The following is a 17,152-nucleotide window of genomic DNA, read 5'->3' as shown; positions in this document are numbered from 1 at the left end:
TGCGGCCCACGAGACAGGGGAAGTCATGCCTACTATCGCCGCGCCCCGCGCGGGCCGGAAAGAGTGGATCGGGCTGGCTGTGCTGTCCATGCCCACGCTGCTCATCGCGATGGACATGACCGTGCTGCACCTGGCGGTTCCCTCGCTCACCGCGGCCTTGAGGCCGAGTACCGCCCAGCTGCTGTGGATCATGGACATCTACGGGTTCCTGGTCGCCGGCCTACTCATCACAATGGGAACGCTCGGTGACCGGATCGGGCGGCGCAAGCTGCTGCTGACCGGTGCCGCCGCGTTCGGCGTCGCCTCGGTGCTCGCCGCGCTGTCCACCAGCGCCGAGATGCTGATCGTGACCCGGGCGCTGCTCGGCGTCGCGGGTGCGACGCTGATGCCTTCCACGCTGTCCCTGATCCGCACCATGTTCCATGACGCGGCACAGCGCACCGTCGCCATCAGTGTCTGGATGACCTGCTTCGCGGTAGGCGGCGCCCTCGGCCCGCTGCTCGGCGGATTCCTACTCAAGTACTTCTGGTGGGGCTCGGCGTTCCTGATCGGCGTCCCCGTCATGGTGGTCCTGCTCGTACTCGGCCCTGTGCTGCTGCCCGAGCACCGTGACGAGAAGGCGGGCAAGCTCGATCTGGGCAGCGCCGGGCTGTCCCTGGTCGCCGTACTGTCCGTGGTCTACGGCCTCAAGCTGGTCGCCGAGGACGGCTTCGGGTTGCCGCCGGTCACCTTCATGGCGTTGGGTCTGGCCGTCGGGGTCGCCTTCGTCCATCGGCAGCGGACGCACGCCGATCCGCTGCTCGACCTCAAGCTGTTCCGTGAGCGCACCTTCAGCGCCTCGGTGGTCCTGCTCACCCTGGGCATCCTGGTGATGGCCGGCTCGCAGCTCTTCACACTGCAGTACCTCCAACTCGTGCATGGACTCTCCCCGCTGGTCGCTGGCCTCTGGTCGCTGCCCAACGCGGCTGGTCTGATGGCCGGTGCCATGGCGGCCCCGGCCCTCGCCGCGAAAATCCGTTCAAGCTTCGTCATCGCGGGCGGCCTGGTCGTCGCGGCCATCGGACTGGGAATGCTCACGCTGGTCAACGCGACAGCGGGGCTGGGCATCCTGGTGACAGCGTCGGCGATCATGGGTGCGGGTCTGGGGCCGATGGCAGCCCTCAGTACCGATCTGATCGTCGGCGCGGCTCCGCCCGAGCGTGCCGGTGCGGCCTCGGCCATCTCCGAGACGGGCACCGAGCTGGGCGCCGGTCTGGGCATCGCGGTACTCGGCAGCATCGGCTTCGGCGTCTACCGCAGCCAGATCGGGGACACCATGCCGGCCGGCGTCGACTCCGAAGCGGCGCACGAGTCGCTCGGTGGCGCGGTGGCAGTGGCCCAGGAACTTCCCGGGAGGGCCGGTGACGAACTACTCATCGTCGCCCGTGAGGCGTTCACCCACGGGCTGCATGTCACGGCCGTCATCGGCGCCGGCGTCGCGCTCGTGCTGGCGCTGCTGGCAGCGGTGCTGCTGCGCGGCGTCAAGCCGGGCGTCAGCGGTCACGACGAGGCGGCGGAGGGCGCCCCGGGGGCCGGGACGCCCCCGGACGGCACGGCCACGACGGAGACTGCGGCGAACGCCGAAGCGGTGAAGACAGGGACCGCGCTCGGAAGCAACCTCTGACCCCCCGGACCGGCTCATCGGCTTCTGATCGCGGATTACGGCCGGCGGCCGGCCGGGCGCGCGCAGAACGCTGGACTACTTGCGAGGTGCACTGAGGAGTCGGTCACGCTCGCGAGTCTCAAGGCCGAACACATCGATCAGTTGCCGCGTGGACAGCAGGCCGTGCCGTTGCAGCGATGGCCAAGCGGTCGCCGACATCGTGTGGAAGACCTGCGGATGGCGCGCGATCAGTTCCTCGACGTCCATGCCGGCCATGATGCCGAACGTCCATCAGCACGGGCCATCAGCGTTCCGGTCGACCACCCCCATCACCCGGTCGACGGGTGGTCTGCGGCGCTGGTGGTCTGCGGCGCTGCCTGGCACCGGAGCTCCAGTAGCCGCCGCCCTGCCCGCGTGGGCCGTCCGGGTTCTCCGAGGTGCGACCGCCCAGCAACCCGTTGTTACACGCCTCGGTGATGGTGCCGGCGTAGGCCGCGAGCACCGCGCGGCCCCAAGGCACCGGTACGCGGGCGGCACGCTCGCCGCCCGCGTACCGGACCGGGTCAGTTGCCGCCGATCACCACGACGGCGTCCGTGGCCGCCTCGACGCGGTGGATGGGCGTGAAGTCCGCCCGGCTCGAACTGTCGCTACAGGTGATGATGCCCTCGGCGGTGAGGTCGTTCGTCGCCGAGGTGGCGGTGTTCCACCGCGTGACCGGCCCGCCCGAGTCGCCGCCGAGCACCGGACCGTCGCTCGGGTGCCCGGTGACCGTGTCGACGACAACCGTCGGCGTGCCGTTGCAGTCGGTGTTGTTGGTGTCCCGGACCAAGCCGTACACCAGACCACCGTTGGCACCGGACAGGTAGACCGCCGACCCGATGGCGGGCCATCCGGTCAACTTCGCCGTCACCGGGTGCGACGTGCTGGTGTCCCGTCCACCGAACCAGGAGTGCCGGCTGAAGTAAGCGCCGTTCTCCCCCGCCAGCATGGCGACGTCCGTGCCCAGGCTGTAGTAGTTCGAGCTGACCCGCAGGTTCCAGCCGCCGTGCCAGAAGTTGCGCTGGTTCGGGCCGCAGTGTCCGGCGGTGGTCACCCAGTTGCTGTTGGTCCCGCCGCGGGTCATCCGGAATCCGGTCGTGCACGACGCGTCCGCGGTACGGGCGTTTCCGGGAACGCTGTTGAACAGTGCCAGCCCACCGTAGTAGGGGACGCTGTCGACCCGGCGGCTCGCCTCGACGGTTCCGGTCTTCGATAGGGACACCCTCGGCGTCAGGGAGGTGGCCTTGACCGCCGCCGCGACGAGGGCCTCGGCGTCGCCGGAGGCGTCGATGACGATCTGCGGTGTCAAGCGGTCCAGCCATACCTGCTGCACGCTCCCGGCGCTGCCGCCGGCCCAGGCCCGGGAACTCTTCAACGCCTTCGTGGCGGTCTCCAGCCGCTGCATTGACACCGTCGTGGTCTCGAACCGGACCGGCACCTCGCCCGCCTGTCGCGAGCGTGCCGCCACCTCGGACCGCAGTCGCGCGCCGTCGGCGTTCGCCACCTGCCGGACAACCAGTTGCCCGGTCTTCTCGTCGAAGTACGTGCCGCCCGAGCCCTCCGGACTTCCGGCGGCAATGGCTTCCAGGTGGTGGAACTGCCGGTTCATCGCGTCGACGTCGACGGCCGGGGCGAAACCGGCGAGCGACGGTTGTGCGGCCGCTCGGTCCGAGGACACCTCTGCGTGGGCTGCGGACGTCGTGCCCGCGACCGCTACGAGTACACAACTCACAAACACCATGCGTCTACGCACGGAACCTCCTGTTGGGGGATGGGCTCGATGCCGCTACCTTCGCGCGGGATGCCCGCAGTCCGCTTGCAATCCGCCTGCAGTCCGCCTACCGCCGGATCGCGGTGGCCCCACCTCGGCCTGCGGAACGCACGAATGCGGCCCCTCCCGTGGAGGTCCCGCATCCTTTCCATGTCCTTCTTTGACGGCCGGTCGGGCGACCGGGACCGGCGACGGTCAGAAGATGTTCATGGCGATGCCGTTCGTCAATGAGGTCGTGCTCTGGACCCCGTCGATCTTGATCGGATTGCCGGAGACGTGTTTCACGAAGATCCGCATGATGAAGGTCCGGGTTCCGCAGGTCGGGTCGATCGGCACGCCGGTGAGGGCGAAGTTCGCGACGTAGTGGTGGGCGTCGTCGCGAATCGTCTTGCGCGAGGTTGCGGTGCTCGTCGTGCGGCAGGTGTGGGCGGTCGGGTCGAGTTGGATGAACTCGAAACGTACGTCGACCACCGCATTCGTCCCGCGCGGCTGCTCGTACGCGTCGATGGCGCTCTTGCATGACGCGGTGCCCGTGTAGCAGGTCGTCAGTTCCAGGGTCGCCAGCGCCTGAGCCGAGGTCGCATTGGCGGCGGCGTTCCATTTGTGCACGGGGGTGCCGTCGTCGTAGAACACCCAGGCCGTAGACGTACCGGCGCCGACGTAGGTGCAGGTGCTCGACGTACCGGTGCTGCTGCACGCCGGGTTCTGCCACCACCGCGCACCCACCTGGTTGGTGTCGCTCACCTCCAGCCAGGTGTCTGTCGCGACGGCGGTCAGGTAGTAGCCGTCGAGCGAGGTGGAGGCCGTGTACCCGTACATGCCGCAGGTGTAGGTGCCTGCCGATGGCGCGGTGAAGAGCAGGTCGGCGTAGATCGGCAGGTGCCCAGGCTTGGCGTAATAGGTGGTGTCCGAGCCCTCGTGGTTCCGCGAGGACGTTGATGTGGTGCCGACGACTGCGCCGGCTGGGTTCACACACTTCAGGGTGTTGTTCATCGACACGATCTGCTGCACGCTACTGGTCGCCTGGAGGCGTCCGCGTATGTGCCGGGATTCACCGGCTGCGAGGGTGACCGTCCTGCTCACCAGACGCTCCTCGACCCGCGAGTGGAAACTGTTCGCGCTGGTCAGCGTCACCCGGGTCACGGGCCCGTCGTCGGCATGCGCAACTGTCGCCGCGGACATGACGACTGACAGAACGGTCAAGACCAGGCTGAGGATCTTCCGCACGTATCGGCTCCTGCCAGTTGATGGGCGAGTCTGGCCACTGTCACGTGACGCGCTTGCAAAACCCATGCACTCGTCCACCTCGGCTCGCAAATCGACCTGAACCAGGGAGGACGGGCGACAGCGCAGCCGTGACGTAGTGAGCATCCCGACCCCTCTGAAGCGCTCCCCCGTCCCGAAGGTGCGCGGCCGAGCGGGAGAGGGATTCAAGGAAGGCCTGAAGCTCCATTGAGCTCTTCCAGGGTCCCGCGCAAGGAGCTCGTCATCTATCTGTCTGTCCACGGTGTCGGTCCACGCGGACATCAGGGTGACCATAGCGGGCAACCCGATGGGCCAGGTCGGGCCGAGACCTTGTTGAGAGCACCCAGCACCCAGCACCCAGCACCCAGCACCCAGCACCCAGCACCCAGCACCCAGCAGGCTGACAGCGCCGGAGCCTTCGCCAACCTGCCAGGCGCTACCGGTTAGGACGTAATGTATTCGATGCCAGGACTTGTTTAGGTCGAGTTCGGGGTCGGACGTTAGCGCTTGGACGTTGCGGGGGCGTTGGATCGCGCCTCCACCTCGCCAGCAGACAACCGACATCCAACTAGCACATGCTCAAGTCTCGGCCTTCCGCCAACGCGCGGAGTTCGGGTCTGATTATTGCGGCAGGCTATCGCCCGCTGACGACCACGGTCTGGCCGGATTCTGCTGCGTGTTCGGCATCGTCTGATCCTACGGCGACTGCGGACTGCGGTTTCTTGCCTGCGACGACGAGCTATTCCCGCTGTCGACGTCGCTGCGCCTCGCACCGGCCGACGTGTGTGCAGATGGTGGCAGCAACGGCAGCTGCACTGCTGTATCGGTGATTGCAGCCTCAATGCGCAGCCCGATCCCGGCCAGGACAAGGAGGCCCGCAATGACATACGTTTCGGCCTGCCCGGAGTCGCTCGCCATCGTGAGCACACAGGCCAGGAAACCTCCAGCTATTGCCATGGTTCCAAGTACACGCTTGCTGGCAGCTCGCCGAGATCGAAGGTCCACAGGGCGACCGTACCCGGAGACTTCGCTTCGAGGCGAGCTCAATTCGAAGCGGTCGGAGTGCCCTTGCGTGCCAGATGCAGCGTGCGCTATCACCTGCTGGCGCCGACTCCGCCACTCAATGAGTTAGGAGCTCTCAATGATGTTGGCCGTGTCCGGTCGACGTGAGGACCGTTCTACCTGAACGTCGGGTGACACCAGCAGCCCTGCCCGGCTACTCCTTCACCGACTTACGAAATGCCCCATCTAGCCTCGCCCGGATCTCGGCGAGGGCGTGCGATGCGCGGGCCTCGACGAGCCGGTACCCGGCCCGGTGAGCGAGGTCGATGGCGAGCGTGGCTCGGGCCTGGGCTTCGTCGAGGACGTCGAGGTTCAGAAGCGCCATGGCCGAGCCGCGCAACGCGTCAGCCTCACACCAGCGGAAGCTGGTCGAGCGCGCCACCTGCAGGGCACGGTTGTGATGGTCTGCGGCTTCGGCGGGCAGGCCCAACCGCAGACAGACATCACCGAGGGCGTTGAGCGCCCACGCTTCGGTACCGCGGTCACTGATCTTCCTGGTCAGTTCGACTGCCGACCGGGCGTCGTCGAGGGTTTGCTCCGATGGGCCGCTCTGGCAGTGCAGCAGCGCACGGCCGGACAGCGCGGTCGCTTCGCCGTAGTGATACCCGAGTTCACGGTTGGCGGCCAGCGCCCGGGCGTAGAACTCCTCGGCCGTGTCCGGGTTGCCGAGGTCACGGTGCACGTTCCCTAGATCCACGAGCAGGACGGCGACGCTGAAGCGGGCGCCCTGCTGTTCCCCCAGTTCCAGTGCCCGGCCGAAGTGCTCCAGCGCTTGGTCCAGCAGGCCCAACTGCCAATAGGCGAAGCCGAGATTCGCCAGTGTCATGGCGCTCCCGGCGCCATTCCCCAACGTGTGTTGAAGGTCCAGTGATTCCAGCCCGCAGTCGATCGACACGTGGGGGTTACCGAGGCGCTGGTGCACCGCACTGAGATTGTTCAGCACGGCGGCGCGGCCTTCGTGCCAGCCGTCGGCTGCGTTCCGCCGTAGTGCACTGTCGAGATGGTCTTGTGCCTCGACGTAGTGGCCCAGGTTGACGTAGGCGAGCGCGATGCTCTGGTGCATCGCAGCTTGCGCCCGTTCGTCGCCCTCGCCGTGCGCGGCTTCCAGCCCCAACGAGGCCATCTCCACCCATTCCGTCCGGTGACCGCGCTGGTGGAAATAGGCGCGGAGGGCGTCGGCGATGTGCCATGCCAGCGGTCGTGGACCTCGCGCCGCTGCCTGACCGACCGCGGCGGCGAGAGTCGGCCACTCGGCGTCGAGCCAGGCGAGCGCACTGTTGTTGTCCGGGAAGCTGATCCCGTTCTCCACCTTCCTCGGCAGCCGCAGAAAGTGAGGAATGAGCTGCCTGCTCGCCGCGTCAGCCGTGTGCAGGTAATGGTCCAGGACGAGTCCGCGAGCGTGTTCGAGCTCGACAGCGGTGTCTTCTACCAGCGCCCGGCCGACCGCATACCTTCGGAGCAGGTCGTGGAGCCGGAAGCGCCCGCGTGTGTATTGCTCGATCAGGTGTGCCGCGGCCAATGCCTTTATCAGTCGGTCAGTCCGAGCCGGGGGCAGCCCGGCCGCCACACTCGCTGGCAGCGCAGTGAACGTCGGTCCCGGCAGCAGCCCGAGGCGACGGAAGAGCAGGCGATGGTCCGCCGGAAGCGCCCAGTAGGACGAGGCGAACGCTCTCGTGACAGCACTTTCCTCGGCGCCGTCCACGGTGAACCCGGCCAACCGGTCGCCCTCGGAGAGTTCCTGCACCAACCCGGTGATCTCCGCCTTCGGGACGGCGACGATGTTGGCCACCGCGATCCGCAGTGCGAGCGGCAGGTGACCGCAGAGATCCGCCAGCTTCCCGGCTGCGGCTGCTTCGGTGGCGACCTGGTCGACGCCGAGCGCGGCCTCCAGCAGCCGGCGAGAGCCGGCGGCGGTGAGCACGGAAAGCGACAGTGTCTGCGCGCCGGTGCGGGCGATCAGCTCTCCGAGCCGCTGCCTACTGGTGAGGATGACCGTGCCCGCCGACGGGATCAGCGCGTTCACCTGGGCGGCGTCGCGCACGTTGTCCAGCACCAGCAGGACGCGTTCGCCGGCCAGCAGTGAGCGGAACAGGGCGGCCCGGCCCGCCGCATCCGCCGGGATCAGCCGGTGATCGACACCGAGGCCGCTGAGCAACTGGAGGAGTCCGGCGGACTCGCTGAGCGGGTCGTGCTCGGCGTCGAAGCCACGGAGGTCGAGGTAGAGCTGCCCACCCGGGAACCTCTCCCGGTGGCGGTGGGCCCAGTGGAGGGCGAGCGCCGTCTTGCCGACGCCGGCGGTGCCACTGATCACCCAGATATTCAGGCCCGACGCGGACTCCAAACCGGTGTCGAGCCGGGTGAGTTCTTCTGCGCGTCCGGCGAATCCGCAGGCGGCGGGCGGTAACTGCGCCGGTCGTACCGGCTCGGGTGGTGATGTGTCCATGGGTCTCGCGGCCGGATCCAGAGCCGGGTCCGCGCGCAGGATCGCGGATTCCAACCGCACCAGTTTGGGTGCCGGATCGAGGCCGAGGTCGCCGGCCAGTCGCTTCCGCAGCGTGCGATAGACGTCGAGCGCGGCGGCGGTGCGGCCGTCGCGGTGCAGGGCCAGCATGAGTTGGCCCACGAGCCGCTGCCGCAGCGGGTGGTCGGTGACGAGCCGTGTGAGCTCGGCGAGCAGCCGCCGGCCGTCGCCCAGCCGCAGTTGGGCGTCCAGGCGGTCTTCCAGGGCGGTCCATCGGGCTTCATCGAGGTGACCGCACAGGCGTTCGGCGACTTCGGTGGACGCCACGCCTGCGAGTGCCTCGCCGTGCCAGAGGGCGAGCGCCTGGTCGAACAGCTCGACCGCCCGCTCGTCGTCCGACGAGCGGGCCGCGAGAATCAGGTCCGTGAACCGATGCGCGTCGATCACGAGCGGATCCACGTGTATGACGTAGCCTGCTCCCCGGCCGACGATGGCGGGCCCGTCGCCGACCTGCCGAAGCGCCGCACGTAGCCGGGATACGAGCGTCTGGATCGAGGCTCGTGCGGACGCCGGCACATCCTCGCCCCAGACGAGGTCGACCAGCCGGTCCAGCGGCACCATTCGGTTGGGTTCCAGCAGCAGGACCGCGAGCACCAGACGCTGTTTGCGCGAACCGAGATCGACCTGTTTCCCGCCCGCCCATGCCTCGACTGTGCCCAGGATCCGAAACTCCACGATCCTAACCCCCCGATTGTTCGCCGTTATGCCCCAATCGATGGGATCGACCTGGCATTGAACGCGCTTCAGGTTGCGATCCGGCGCAGGCACTCCAACGTCCCACCCGCCGAATACGAAGCGTTACGCGCGATGACCAATCCCGCGCCGTCGTCGCGTGTTCGATCATGCGCTTTGGACGGTGAAGGCCAGCGTCGCCGAGCAGATGACCAACATGGCCGTCGCGTTCAGGAACAGGTTGCGGCCGAAATCGCTGGCGCGGACGTGCGCCGAGACCGCCACCGCGAAGTAGCAGACCAGCGCCGCAGACACGAGCACCGCCAATGGCGGAACCCAGATCCCGACGATGAGCCCAGCCGCTGCGGCAGCCTTGAGCGGGGGGAGGAACTTCCAGAAGCGTTCGGGAAACCGGACGTCGATCAAACATTTCCGAATGAAGGCGACCGGCTTTACGCATAGCACCGCATCGCAGAGCTGGATCACTGCCAACAAGGCCAGCGGCCACCAGGGTTGCACCATCTCGAAGGGCTCCTCAGGTGAATGAGTCACGATAAACCACACTGGATATGGATGGAGCATCACCATGTCGGCGAACGGTGGCCCGCCATCGTCTACGACCCATTCCCGACTTCTGCTGCCGTGCCAGTCAGCCACCCTGCCTCAGCGGAAAGGCTCAGCCCTCCTCCGTGTCTTGGCCTTCTCACGTGCCCGGCTATCGTCGGGGTGCGGCAGCGGGGGGCCCGCGCCGAGGACGTGCTTGGCCACCGCGTCGGCGCTGGGGGTGTGCGCGCGCCAGTGGAGGTAGCCGTCCGGGCGAATGAGCAACGCTGTGCCGGGCTTTGCTCGGTAGGCCCGACGAAACGTCCCGTCGCGGTCGATGACCACCCGGCCGGAGAACGACGTCGACCGCGCGGGCGTGATCAAACAGGTGCGCACCTCGTCGGGAAGAGCATCACAGTCGAGGCGGCCGGCGGAGGCGTCGCCGACGAGGAGCAGCGTCCATTGTGGCCCGCGGAGCAGGTCGAACAGCCGCAGCGGCTGCCCGGTTGCGGTATCGACGAGGTGGGCATCGGGGGCCCGATCGCCGGGTCGGACGCGGCCGCCGGACAACTCGTCGTCTGCCAGGGGCCCGTCGTGGTAGCCGATGTCGATCTGGGACACACGAGCGGTGAGCCTGCGGTTGATCGAGGGTCGGCTGAGTAGCGGCAGGAGCAATCGTTGCACGGCGAACCGGACGAGTGGGTTGCGGTTGGTGACCACGTCGAGGATGTTGGTGCTTTGCGCCAACGCACGACGGGCGACGGGAAGGCGTTCGGCCGGGTAGGTGTCGAGCAGGGTGTCGTCGTGGCCGTTGAGGCAGGCCGCCAGCTTCCATCCCAGGTTGTAGGCGTCCTGGATGCCGGTGTTCATTCCCTGCCCTCCGGTGGGCGGGTGCACGTGCGCGGCGTCGCCGGCGAGCAGGACTCGGCCGCGGCGGTAGTCCTCGACCATGCGGACGTTGACCCGGAAGTTCGACAACCAGGTCGCGTCGGACAGGCGGACCTGCGGGTGGCCGGTGCGTTCGTCCCATAGCCGCTGGAGGGCCTCCAGGGTGGGCTCGAGGTCGTCGCCGACAGTGATGCTCGCGCCGATCTGCCACTGCCCGGTTCCGGGCAGGCCAGCCAGACCGAGGAACGATCCGTCCGTGCCGAGCCATGCGTGTGAGCGAACGGCTCCGTCGACTTCGGGGTGCCAACCGGGAACTGTGATGTCACCGAGCAGGTAGCGCTGCGTCTCGTCCGACGATCCGGCGAACTCGAGGTCGAGTGTGCGGCGCACGATGCTGTGCGCGCCGTCGCAGCCGACGAGGTAGCGGACGATCAGATCCTCCCGGCCGCCGTCGGGTGTGGTAACCACGGCGCGCACCGCCTCGTTACCAGCGGTGAACGACTCAAGGCGGGTGTTGAACCGAATCGCGGAACCGAGTTCGTGCAGCCGCCGTGCGAGCAGCGCGGTGGTGCGCCACTGAGGAATCATCACGATGTTCGGGTACGGCAGATCCGCGCGCGGCTCGGTGAGGCCGGCGGGTATCCGCGCAAGGCGCCGGCCATCGCGGTACAGGGTGATGTCCTGGCGCGACTGGCCGTGTGCCAGAACCGCGTCGACAACACCGAGATCGTCAAGCACCTCCAGGCTTCGAGGTTGCAGGCCCTTGCCTCGGGACTGACGAGGCAGTGCGGGCGCGGCCTCGATCAGCACCGCACGAACTCCACGGCGGGCCAAATCGACAGCGAGGGTGAGCCCGGTCGGGCCGGCCCCGACGATCAACACATCGACGGCGGGCATCTGTCTCCTCCTTCTAGGCGATGAACCCCGGTAGCAGTCACGATGCCCGGCGCGAGCGCAACAGCGACGGCAATCACGGGGCCCGTCCGCAGGCGGGGGCGCCCGAACGGGACCTCAGACATGTGGAATCAGGTCTGGCAGCAGGTCGAACACCGCACGTCGACTGGCAGCGTCGAGCGGTGGGCGGATGGCGTTCGCTCCGACCAGGAGAAGATGCGGCAGCAGGGCGGCGGCATGCGCCCGGGTCGGGTCAGGCACAACGCGGTTCCAGAGGGTCTCAAGGAAGGTGAGCCGTGCACTGTCGACGCGTTCGACCACGCCACGTGCACCGTCGTTCCCAATCGCCCACGCCCGCAGCGCCCGATCCAGCTCGGCGTGGAACAGCTCGTCGAGCCGCGAGGGAAGGGCCCGCAGGGCGTCGACCGGATCGACGGTCGCGAGCTCGACTGACAGCCCATCCAACAGGGTGACCTGTCCATGCTCGATATGAGTCAGCAACGCCGCGTGGTAGTCGGCGGCCCCCGTGAAGTGGTGATGGAACGACCCCTTCGTCAGGCCGAGGCGGGCAGCCAGACGGTCGATCCGCAGACCCGCCGGTCCCTCGTCGGTCAATACCACGACGCCCTCGCCGAGCCAGAGATCACGTGTTCCCATCAATCGAGCATACCATACGGTATGGTATGCAGCCTCGAGTGGACTGAGCATCACGCACCGAGGCCGCCGGGAGGGACACGGTGCCGCGCTCGTAGGGGGTGATGTCGATGCTCGTGACGAGGCCGTCGTGGACGCCGATCCGGATCAATGCGAACGGGTGCCCACCAGGGGCGATCACCGCTCCCGGGCGACCCTCAACGAGGACCGGGGCGGCGGCGGCGATGCGGTCCACGAACGCCCTGGTCTCCTTCGCGACCGCCCAGGCGCCCCGGACGACAGGCGCGGTGCCGTTCGCGAGGAATCCGAGGTCGGCCGTGCGGACGACGTCAGGCGCCAGGAGCGTGACGAGCCGCGCGATGTCACCGCCACGCGCCGCGGCGAGGAACGCGTCGATGATCTCCATCTCGTGGGCGGACCCCGGCAGGTCCGCCGCACGAGCGTCCCTGAGCCGGATCCGCGCTCGACTCGCGAGCTTCTTCGCCGCGGCCACCGTCGTGTCGAGCACGGGCCCGATCTCGTCGAACGGCACGGCGAAGAGGTCATGCAGCACGTAGGCCACCCGCTGCGGGGGAGACAGTTCGTCGAGCACGACCAGCAGCGCCCGGGAGACGTCCTCACGACGGACGAACGCCTCGTCGGCCGCGAGCTGCTCGCCGGGGATGTCGTCAGCCGCGAGCGGGACCTCGCGCCGGCGATGGCGGGCGCGAAGCTGGTCGAGGCACAGGCGTGCCGTCACCGTGGTGAGCCAGCCCTCGGGGTTGAGCAGTTGCGCCGGGTCGGCCGACCGCGCGCGCAACCAGGCGGCCTGCACCACGTCTTCGGCATCGTTGTGCGAACCGACGATGCGATAGGCCAACGACATCAGTCGGGCCCTCGAAGCCTCGAAGTGTTCGACGAGTTCCACGTCTGGTCACCTTTCCTACGTGCCGGGCGTCAGAAGGGGCGAGAGACCACAGCCTGATGAACCCGCGCACGTGGAGGCACCCATGAGTTTACCGACTGCTCGATCGCGCTGGCGCGCGTCATGATCGCCGTACTGGAGGGCGTCCTGGTCGTCGCGACCATCCTTTGCGCCCTCGCCAACGCCATCGAGGTGACCGCCAAGGTGATCAGGGCCGACTTCGTGATGCGCAACTGCGCCGAGGTCGGGCTGTCCGCGCGGTGGATCCCCTACCTCGCGCTGGTCGAGGGTGCCGGCGTCGTCGGTCTGTTGCTCGGCCTTCTCGGCGTACGTCCCTTCGGATTGGCCGCAGCCGTCGGCCTCGTCCTGTTCTTCGTGGGCGCGATCCTGGCTCATGCCCGCGCGCGGGTGTTCCACAACATCGCGTTTCCCTCCGTTTTTCTCGTCCTCGCCGTCGCCGCCGTGGGGCATTTCGCGTCGACGAGCGCCTGATCGATCGCCGATCGGCCTCTGCGGTGCAAGGGCTGAGGGTCCGTGTGCCGGGGCCGCCGATCCGTACCGCCGAAGGAGATGAGGCGGCTGCGCACCCCTGCACGCGCCCGAAAGGGCGGAGTTCACGCCGATCCCGCGACCCCGACCACCCGGCCGGCGATCCGTCCACGGCCGGAGCTTGTCGGGATGGCGTACCCCCAGATGCGCGCTTGATCCGATCGCCGACGACCTCGAACGCGTACACCGATGACGCCGCCGAACAGACGGTCCACAGTGGCGTTCACGGGATCTGTTTCTCGCCGTTGCCGGATTGGACGAGTCGGAAGAAGAGCCGGGCGGCGCTCCGCTGCGCTGCCCGTTGCAGGCGCGCGGCCACCCGATGGTCGGGGTCTGGCGTGCCACCGGTGGCCAGGCGCGGGAAGAGGGCTTCGGCGTTGGTGCGGTTGACCGCTCGCAGTTGCCCGAGTTCGAGGCAGGTGTCGATTCCGTTGGCGAAGTACTGCCCGGCCGGGATGGGCGCGAAGGGCCAGTCACTGCCGAAAAGCACATGCCCGGGTCGGGCGAAGGCAAGCAGGGTGGGCAGGGCGGCCGGGCTCGAGGACAGAGCGGTGTCGAAGTAGAAGGCGCGGAAGTCGTCCAGGATGTCCAGCGGGCTGCGTGCGGTGTCGGCGGCGATGGCCAGGGCCATGCGGTGCGAGGCGTAGGGCAGAAAGCCTCCGGCGTGGCTGAGGACGAACCGGATTCTGGGGTATCGCCGGAGGACGCCGGTTCGGACGAGGAGGTAGGCCGCTCGGGTGGTGTCGAGCAGGAAGTCGGCGGCGAACGGTGGGATGCCGTCGATGGCTGGTCCGGGCAGGTCAGCGGGGTGGACGAAGACGACGGCGGCGCGCTCGTCCAGGGTCTGCCACAGCGCGTCCTGGTCGGGGCCACCAAGGTAGTCGCCGTTGCTGTTGGCGAGCAGAGTGACGCCGTCGGCGCGGAGTTCGTCGAGGACGCGACGGGCCTCGGTGGTGGCGGCCGTGACGTGGGGCATCGGCAGGGTGGCGAAGTACCCGAATCGGGTTGGATGCTCGGCGGCCAGCCCTGCCGCGTAGTCGTTGAGCTGCCGCGCAAGGTCGCCGGCTTCGGTCGGGCTGGTGAGGAAGCTGGTGCCGGGGGTCGAGACGGAGAGCAGGGCCACGGCGGTGCCGAGCAGTTCCATCTGGTCCAATGCGGACTCGGGTGTCCAGGTGGGCAGCGCCCGACCGCCGGCCGCCGCAATGCCAGCCTCAGCGAGCAGGGCGCGGTAGAAGGGCGGCAGGATGTGCTGATGGACGTCGATCCTGGTTGACTGGCCGGTCATGCTGTGGTTCCTCTCGACGCGCCAGACATTGCTGCTGCGGGACGGCCGTGAACTCCATCCCCCACCACCGCTGACCGCAGCTACGGCTTGGTGTGGTCGTGGGAAGCCCCTGGGGCCATCCGGAGGGCCGCCTCGTAGACCAGCCGCGCGTGCAGCTCGAACATCGCCGTGAGATCGACGGCATCGCCGTGGATCTCACGCTGCAGGAACAGTCCGTCGGCCCCGGCCAGGGCGTACGTCACGACGGTCCGCACGTCCGCCGGATCGAGGTCCGGCAGCAGTGTTTCGATCACCTCGGTGAACTTCTGTCGGGCGACCTCGCGGACCTGGAGAAACACGGCCCGCCCGCGGGGCTCCTCGGGCCGCCGCTCCAAGGCGAGCATGAGGCCCAGGCGCAGGAAGTCGGGGGCGGCGACGAGCGACGCGGCCACCGCCGCGCCGACGGCGACGACTCGCTGCAGCGGCGTACCGGTTTCCTCGCCGGGCAGGTCGACGGCCGCCAGCCAGGTTTCGAAGCTGCGCTCGATCACTGCGGCGAGCAGGTCGTCCTTGTCCTTGAAATGCCAGTAGATCGAGCTCGCGGGCAACCCGCAGCGCGCACTCACCGCCGCGATCGAGGTCCCCTCATACCCGCGTTCACTCGCGATCTGCACGGCGGCGTCGAGGATGCGTTGCCGCGACTCCACGCCGTTGGCGCGCTTCCTGCGCGTGGGCCGTGTCCCTGTCATTCCGCACACCTCTCGCCTCGCCGCGACCTTGACGATGCCGCCGCTACAAATCTACCGTAGCGATCGTTCTAGTTGTAGTGAGCACTACAGGACGCGCCGGCAATTTCCACCCCGGACAGTCCCGCCACGGGAGGTGGTCGTGCCGCGCCACTACCGGGTCCACTCGCAACCAACCGCATCGACCGAGAACGAGGATCATGACCAAGCTCCGTCATTTCCGATGGCAGGACGCCTCCCCCAGGTCTAGCCGAAGGCTGGCCCTGAGCGCCGTACTCACCCTGGCCATGGTCGGGTGCGAGGAACCGTCGAACAAGGACTCCGCGTCCCCGCCCGCTTCCAACACTGCGGCAGCCACCGGCAGCACCAGCACCGACGCGGCGTTGGCCGGAACCCGCAGTACCATGACCGAGAATCTCAAGGTCGAGGTCGTCGGCCTCAACCGCGTCAAGGGCAAACACCTCCTCGCCCGGATCCGCCTGTCCAACACCGGCACCGAGAAGCACCTGTCCTGGCCCGGCGAGATGGGCGACCACACCCGCCCGCTCGGCGAGATCAAATGGGCCTCCGGCATCGGCGTCCTCGACGCCCAGGCCCGGACCTGGCTCCTGCCCTACAAACCCGCCAACTCCCCCTGCCTGTGCAGCGCGGTGGACCGCGACGTCCCCAGCCGCTTCATTGACCCTGGTCAGTCGATCAGCGTCTTTGCGGTGCTGCCCGCACCGTCGGGCAACCCCGCGACAACAACAGTCGTCACCCCCGTGGGCCCACCGATGCTCGACGTGCCCATCAGCGACGACGCTCCGGCCGGCGATTTCCCCGACCCCGATGCCGAACCCGTCACCCCCGTCACCCGCCGCCTCATCCTCCCCTCCGAATCCCTGGACCAGTCCGAGGAAACCGCCGACGACGGCAAGGACCTACAGGTCAACCTCTCGGCCGACGTACTGTTCGCGGTGGACAAGGCCACCCTCACCCCCAAAGCCAGGTCGGTCATGGCCCGCACGGCGAAGCTCATCGACGCCTCGCCCGCCACGGTGGTGACGGTGGCGGGCCACGCCGACTCCTCCGGCACCGACGCCATCAACAACCCACTGTCGCTGCGCCGCGCCCAGGCCGTACAACACGCCCTGTCGGCCCTGCTGACCAGAGACGGGGTCCGCTTCCAGACCGAGGGGTACGGCTCACGCCGCCCGCTCTACAGCAACGACAGCGACGAGGGAAAACGCCGCAATCGCCGCGTCACGGTGACCTTCCCCAAACCGCAACCCGCCACCCAGAAACCAGCGGCCACCACCTCGCCCGGCGCCACCGGCCTGACCGGCACCACCAAAGCCGACGGCCAGCCCATCGCCTTGCAGGTCACCAGCCTGCGCCGACTGCCCGGCGGCCTCGGCCTGCTCACCTACACGATCACCAATCAGGGTTCGGCCGAGGCATGGTTCAGAAACCTCCACCACGCTCAGGACTGGGAGGCGTACAAATACCAGGCCGCAACGAACGTACGCATGACCGACGTCGCCGCCCGCCGCCAGTACCTGCCCGGCCGCCTCGAGGTCCCCACCGACGACGGCGTGGACTCCTACTGCGCATGCACAGCAGTCTCCGGCGTCCGCATCACCACCGAGAAGTTCGCACCAGGCCAGACCCGCGAGTTCTGGAACCTCTTCGCCCTACCGGACACCGCCGACACCCTCAACGTCAAGATCGGCCCGTTCCGCGACCTCAACGTCCCCATCCAGTAACGGCATCCCGCG

At 68.3% G+C, this 17,152-nt stretch carries 13 protein-coding genes; 3 read left to right on the top strand and 10 right to left on the bottom strand.

Translation table 11 applies throughout. The annotated features are described in order from the left end of the window. Positions 1–25: 25 nt before the first annotated feature. The gene (locus OG598_RS04675; RefSeq protein ID WP_328653182.1) at positions 26–1,663 is read left to right on the top strand and encodes an MFS transporter; all 1,638 of its coding nucleotides are present in this window, start codon (positions 26–28) and stop codon (positions 1,661–1,663) included. A 75-nt stretch (positions 1,664–1,738) separates the two neighbouring features. On the opposite strand, the gene OG598_RS04670 is transcribed toward OG598_RS04675, so the two are convergent. The 8 genes from OG598_RS04670 to OG598_RS04635 all read right to left on the bottom strand — a co-directional run bounded on the left by OG598_RS04670 (position 1,739) and on the right by OG598_RS04635 (position 12,839). After that, a complete protein-coding gene (locus OG598_RS04670; RefSeq protein ID WP_328653181.1) occupies positions 1,739–1,909 on the bottom strand; it encodes a DUF7002 family protein in 171 nt (56 codons plus the stop codon). A 296-nt stretch (positions 1,910–2,205) separates the two neighbouring features. After that, the gene (locus OG598_RS04665) at positions 2,206–3,360 is read right to left on the bottom strand and encodes a hypothetical protein (protein WP_328653180.1); all 1,155 of its coding nucleotides are present in this window, start codon (positions 3,358–3,360) and stop codon (positions 2,206–2,208) included. Positions 3,361–3,648: 288 nt separating this feature from the next. Next, positions 3,649–4,758: a hypothetical protein gene (locus tag OG598_RS04660; RefSeq protein WP_328653179.1), complete on the bottom strand. Its 1,110-nt coding sequence runs from the start codon at positions 4,756–4,758 to the stop codon at positions 3,649–3,651. Between the two features lie 1,156 nt (positions 4,759–5,914). Next, complete coding sequence (locus OG598_RS04655) at positions 5,915–8,956, bottom strand: AfsR/SARP family transcriptional regulator (protein WP_328653178.1); 3,042 nt, start codon at positions 8,954–8,956, stop codon at positions 5,915–5,917. Positions 8,957–9,121: 165 nt separating this feature from the next. Next, positions 9,122–9,541: a DoxX family protein gene (locus OG598_RS04650; protein ID WP_328653177.1), complete on the bottom strand. Its 420-nt coding sequence runs from the start codon at positions 9,539–9,541 to the stop codon at positions 9,122–9,124. Between the two features lie 75 nt (positions 9,542–9,616). After that, positions 9,617–11,281 carry an FAD-dependent oxidoreductase gene (locus OG598_RS04645; RefSeq protein WP_328653176.1) on the bottom strand — a complete coding sequence of 555 codons (1,665 nt, stop codon included), beginning with the start codon at positions 11,279–11,281 and terminating at the stop codon, positions 9,617–9,619. Between the two features lie 114 nt (positions 11,282–11,395). Beyond that, the gene (locus OG598_RS04640) at positions 11,396–11,935 is read right to left on the bottom strand and encodes a TetR/AcrR family transcriptional regulator (protein WP_328653175.1); all 540 of its coding nucleotides are present in this window, start codon (positions 11,933–11,935) and stop codon (positions 11,396–11,398) included. Next, positions 11,922–12,839, bottom strand: a complete 918-nt coding sequence (locus tag OG598_RS04635) for a sigma-70 family RNA polymerase sigma factor (protein ID WP_328653174.1) — start codon at positions 12,837–12,839, stop codon at positions 11,922–11,924. The genes OG598_RS04640 and OG598_RS04635 overlap by 14 nt, the downstream gene beginning before the upstream one ends. 120 nt (positions 12,840–12,959) lie before the next feature. On the opposite strand from OG598_RS04635, the gene OG598_RS04630 reads away from it, so the two are divergent. After that, positions 12,960–13,328, top strand: coding sequence for a DoxX family protein (locus OG598_RS04630; RefSeq protein ID WP_328653173.1), 369 nt, complete (start codon positions 12,960–12,962; stop codon positions 13,326–13,328). 280 nt (positions 13,329–13,608) lie between these two features. On the opposite strand, the gene OG598_RS04625 is transcribed toward OG598_RS04630, so the two are convergent. After that, positions 13,609–14,670 (bottom strand): amidohydrolase family protein, encoded by a 1,062-nt coding sequence (locus tag OG598_RS04625; protein ID WP_328653172.1) that lies wholly within the window; start codon positions 14,668–14,670, stop codon positions 13,609–13,611. An 80-nt stretch (positions 14,671–14,750) separates the two neighbouring features. Next, positions 14,751–15,398 carry a TetR/AcrR family transcriptional regulator gene (locus OG598_RS04620; protein WP_328653171.1) on the bottom strand — a complete coding sequence of 216 codons (648 nt, stop codon included), beginning with the start codon at positions 15,396–15,398 and terminating at the stop codon, positions 14,751–14,753. 197 nt (positions 15,399–15,595) lie between these two features. Between OG598_RS04620 and OG598_RS04615 the strand changes: the two genes are divergently transcribed. Then, positions 15,596–17,140, top strand: coding sequence for an OmpA family protein (locus OG598_RS04615; RefSeq protein WP_328653170.1), 1,545 nt, complete (start codon positions 15,596–15,598; stop codon positions 17,138–17,140). The last annotated feature ends 12 nt before the right edge of the window (positions 17,141–17,152 follow it).

Origin of the sequence: Micromonospora sp. NBC_00330 (assembly GCF_036136635.1) — a bacterium.
Lineage (GTDB): Bacteria > Actinomycetota > Actinomycetes > Mycobacteriales > Micromonosporaceae > Micromonospora > Micromonospora salmantinae.
This window is presented reverse-complemented; position numbering and strand designations above follow the sequence as displayed.

Coding starts and splice junctions, on each gene's coding strand:
- OG598_RS04640 (WP_328653175.1), bottom strand. CDS start 11,935: ATGGGAACACGTGATCTCTGGCTCGGCGAGGGCGTCGTGGTATTGACC.
- OG598_RS04630 (WP_328653173.1), top strand. CDS start 12,960: ATGATCGCCGTACTGGAGGGCGTCCTGGTCGTCGCGACCATCCTTTGC.
- OG598_RS04620 (WP_328653171.1), bottom strand. CDS start 15,398: ATGACAGGGACACGGCCCACGCGCAGGAAGCGCGCCAACGGCGTGGAG.
- OG598_RS04675 (WP_328653182.1), top strand. CDS start 26: ATGCCTACTATCGCCGCGCCCCGCGCGGGCCGGAAAGAGTGGATCGGG.
- OG598_RS04625 (WP_328653172.1), bottom strand. CDS start 14,670: ATGACCGGCCAGTCAACCAGGATCGACGTCCATCAGCACATCCTGCCG.
- OG598_RS04650 (WP_328653177.1), bottom strand. CDS start 9,541: ATGGTGATGCTCCATCCATATCCAGTGTGGTTTATCGTGACTCATTCA.
- OG598_RS04615 (WP_328653170.1), top strand. CDS start 15,596: ATGACCAAGCTCCGTCATTTCCGATGGCAGGACGCCTCCCCCAGGTCT.
- OG598_RS04645 (WP_328653176.1), bottom strand. CDS start 11,281: ATGCCCGCCGTCGATGTGTTGATCGTCGGGGCCGGCCCGACCGGGCTC.
- OG598_RS04670 (WP_328653181.1), bottom strand. CDS start 1,909: ATGGACGTCGAGGAACTGATCGCGCGCCATCCGCAGGTCTTCCACACG.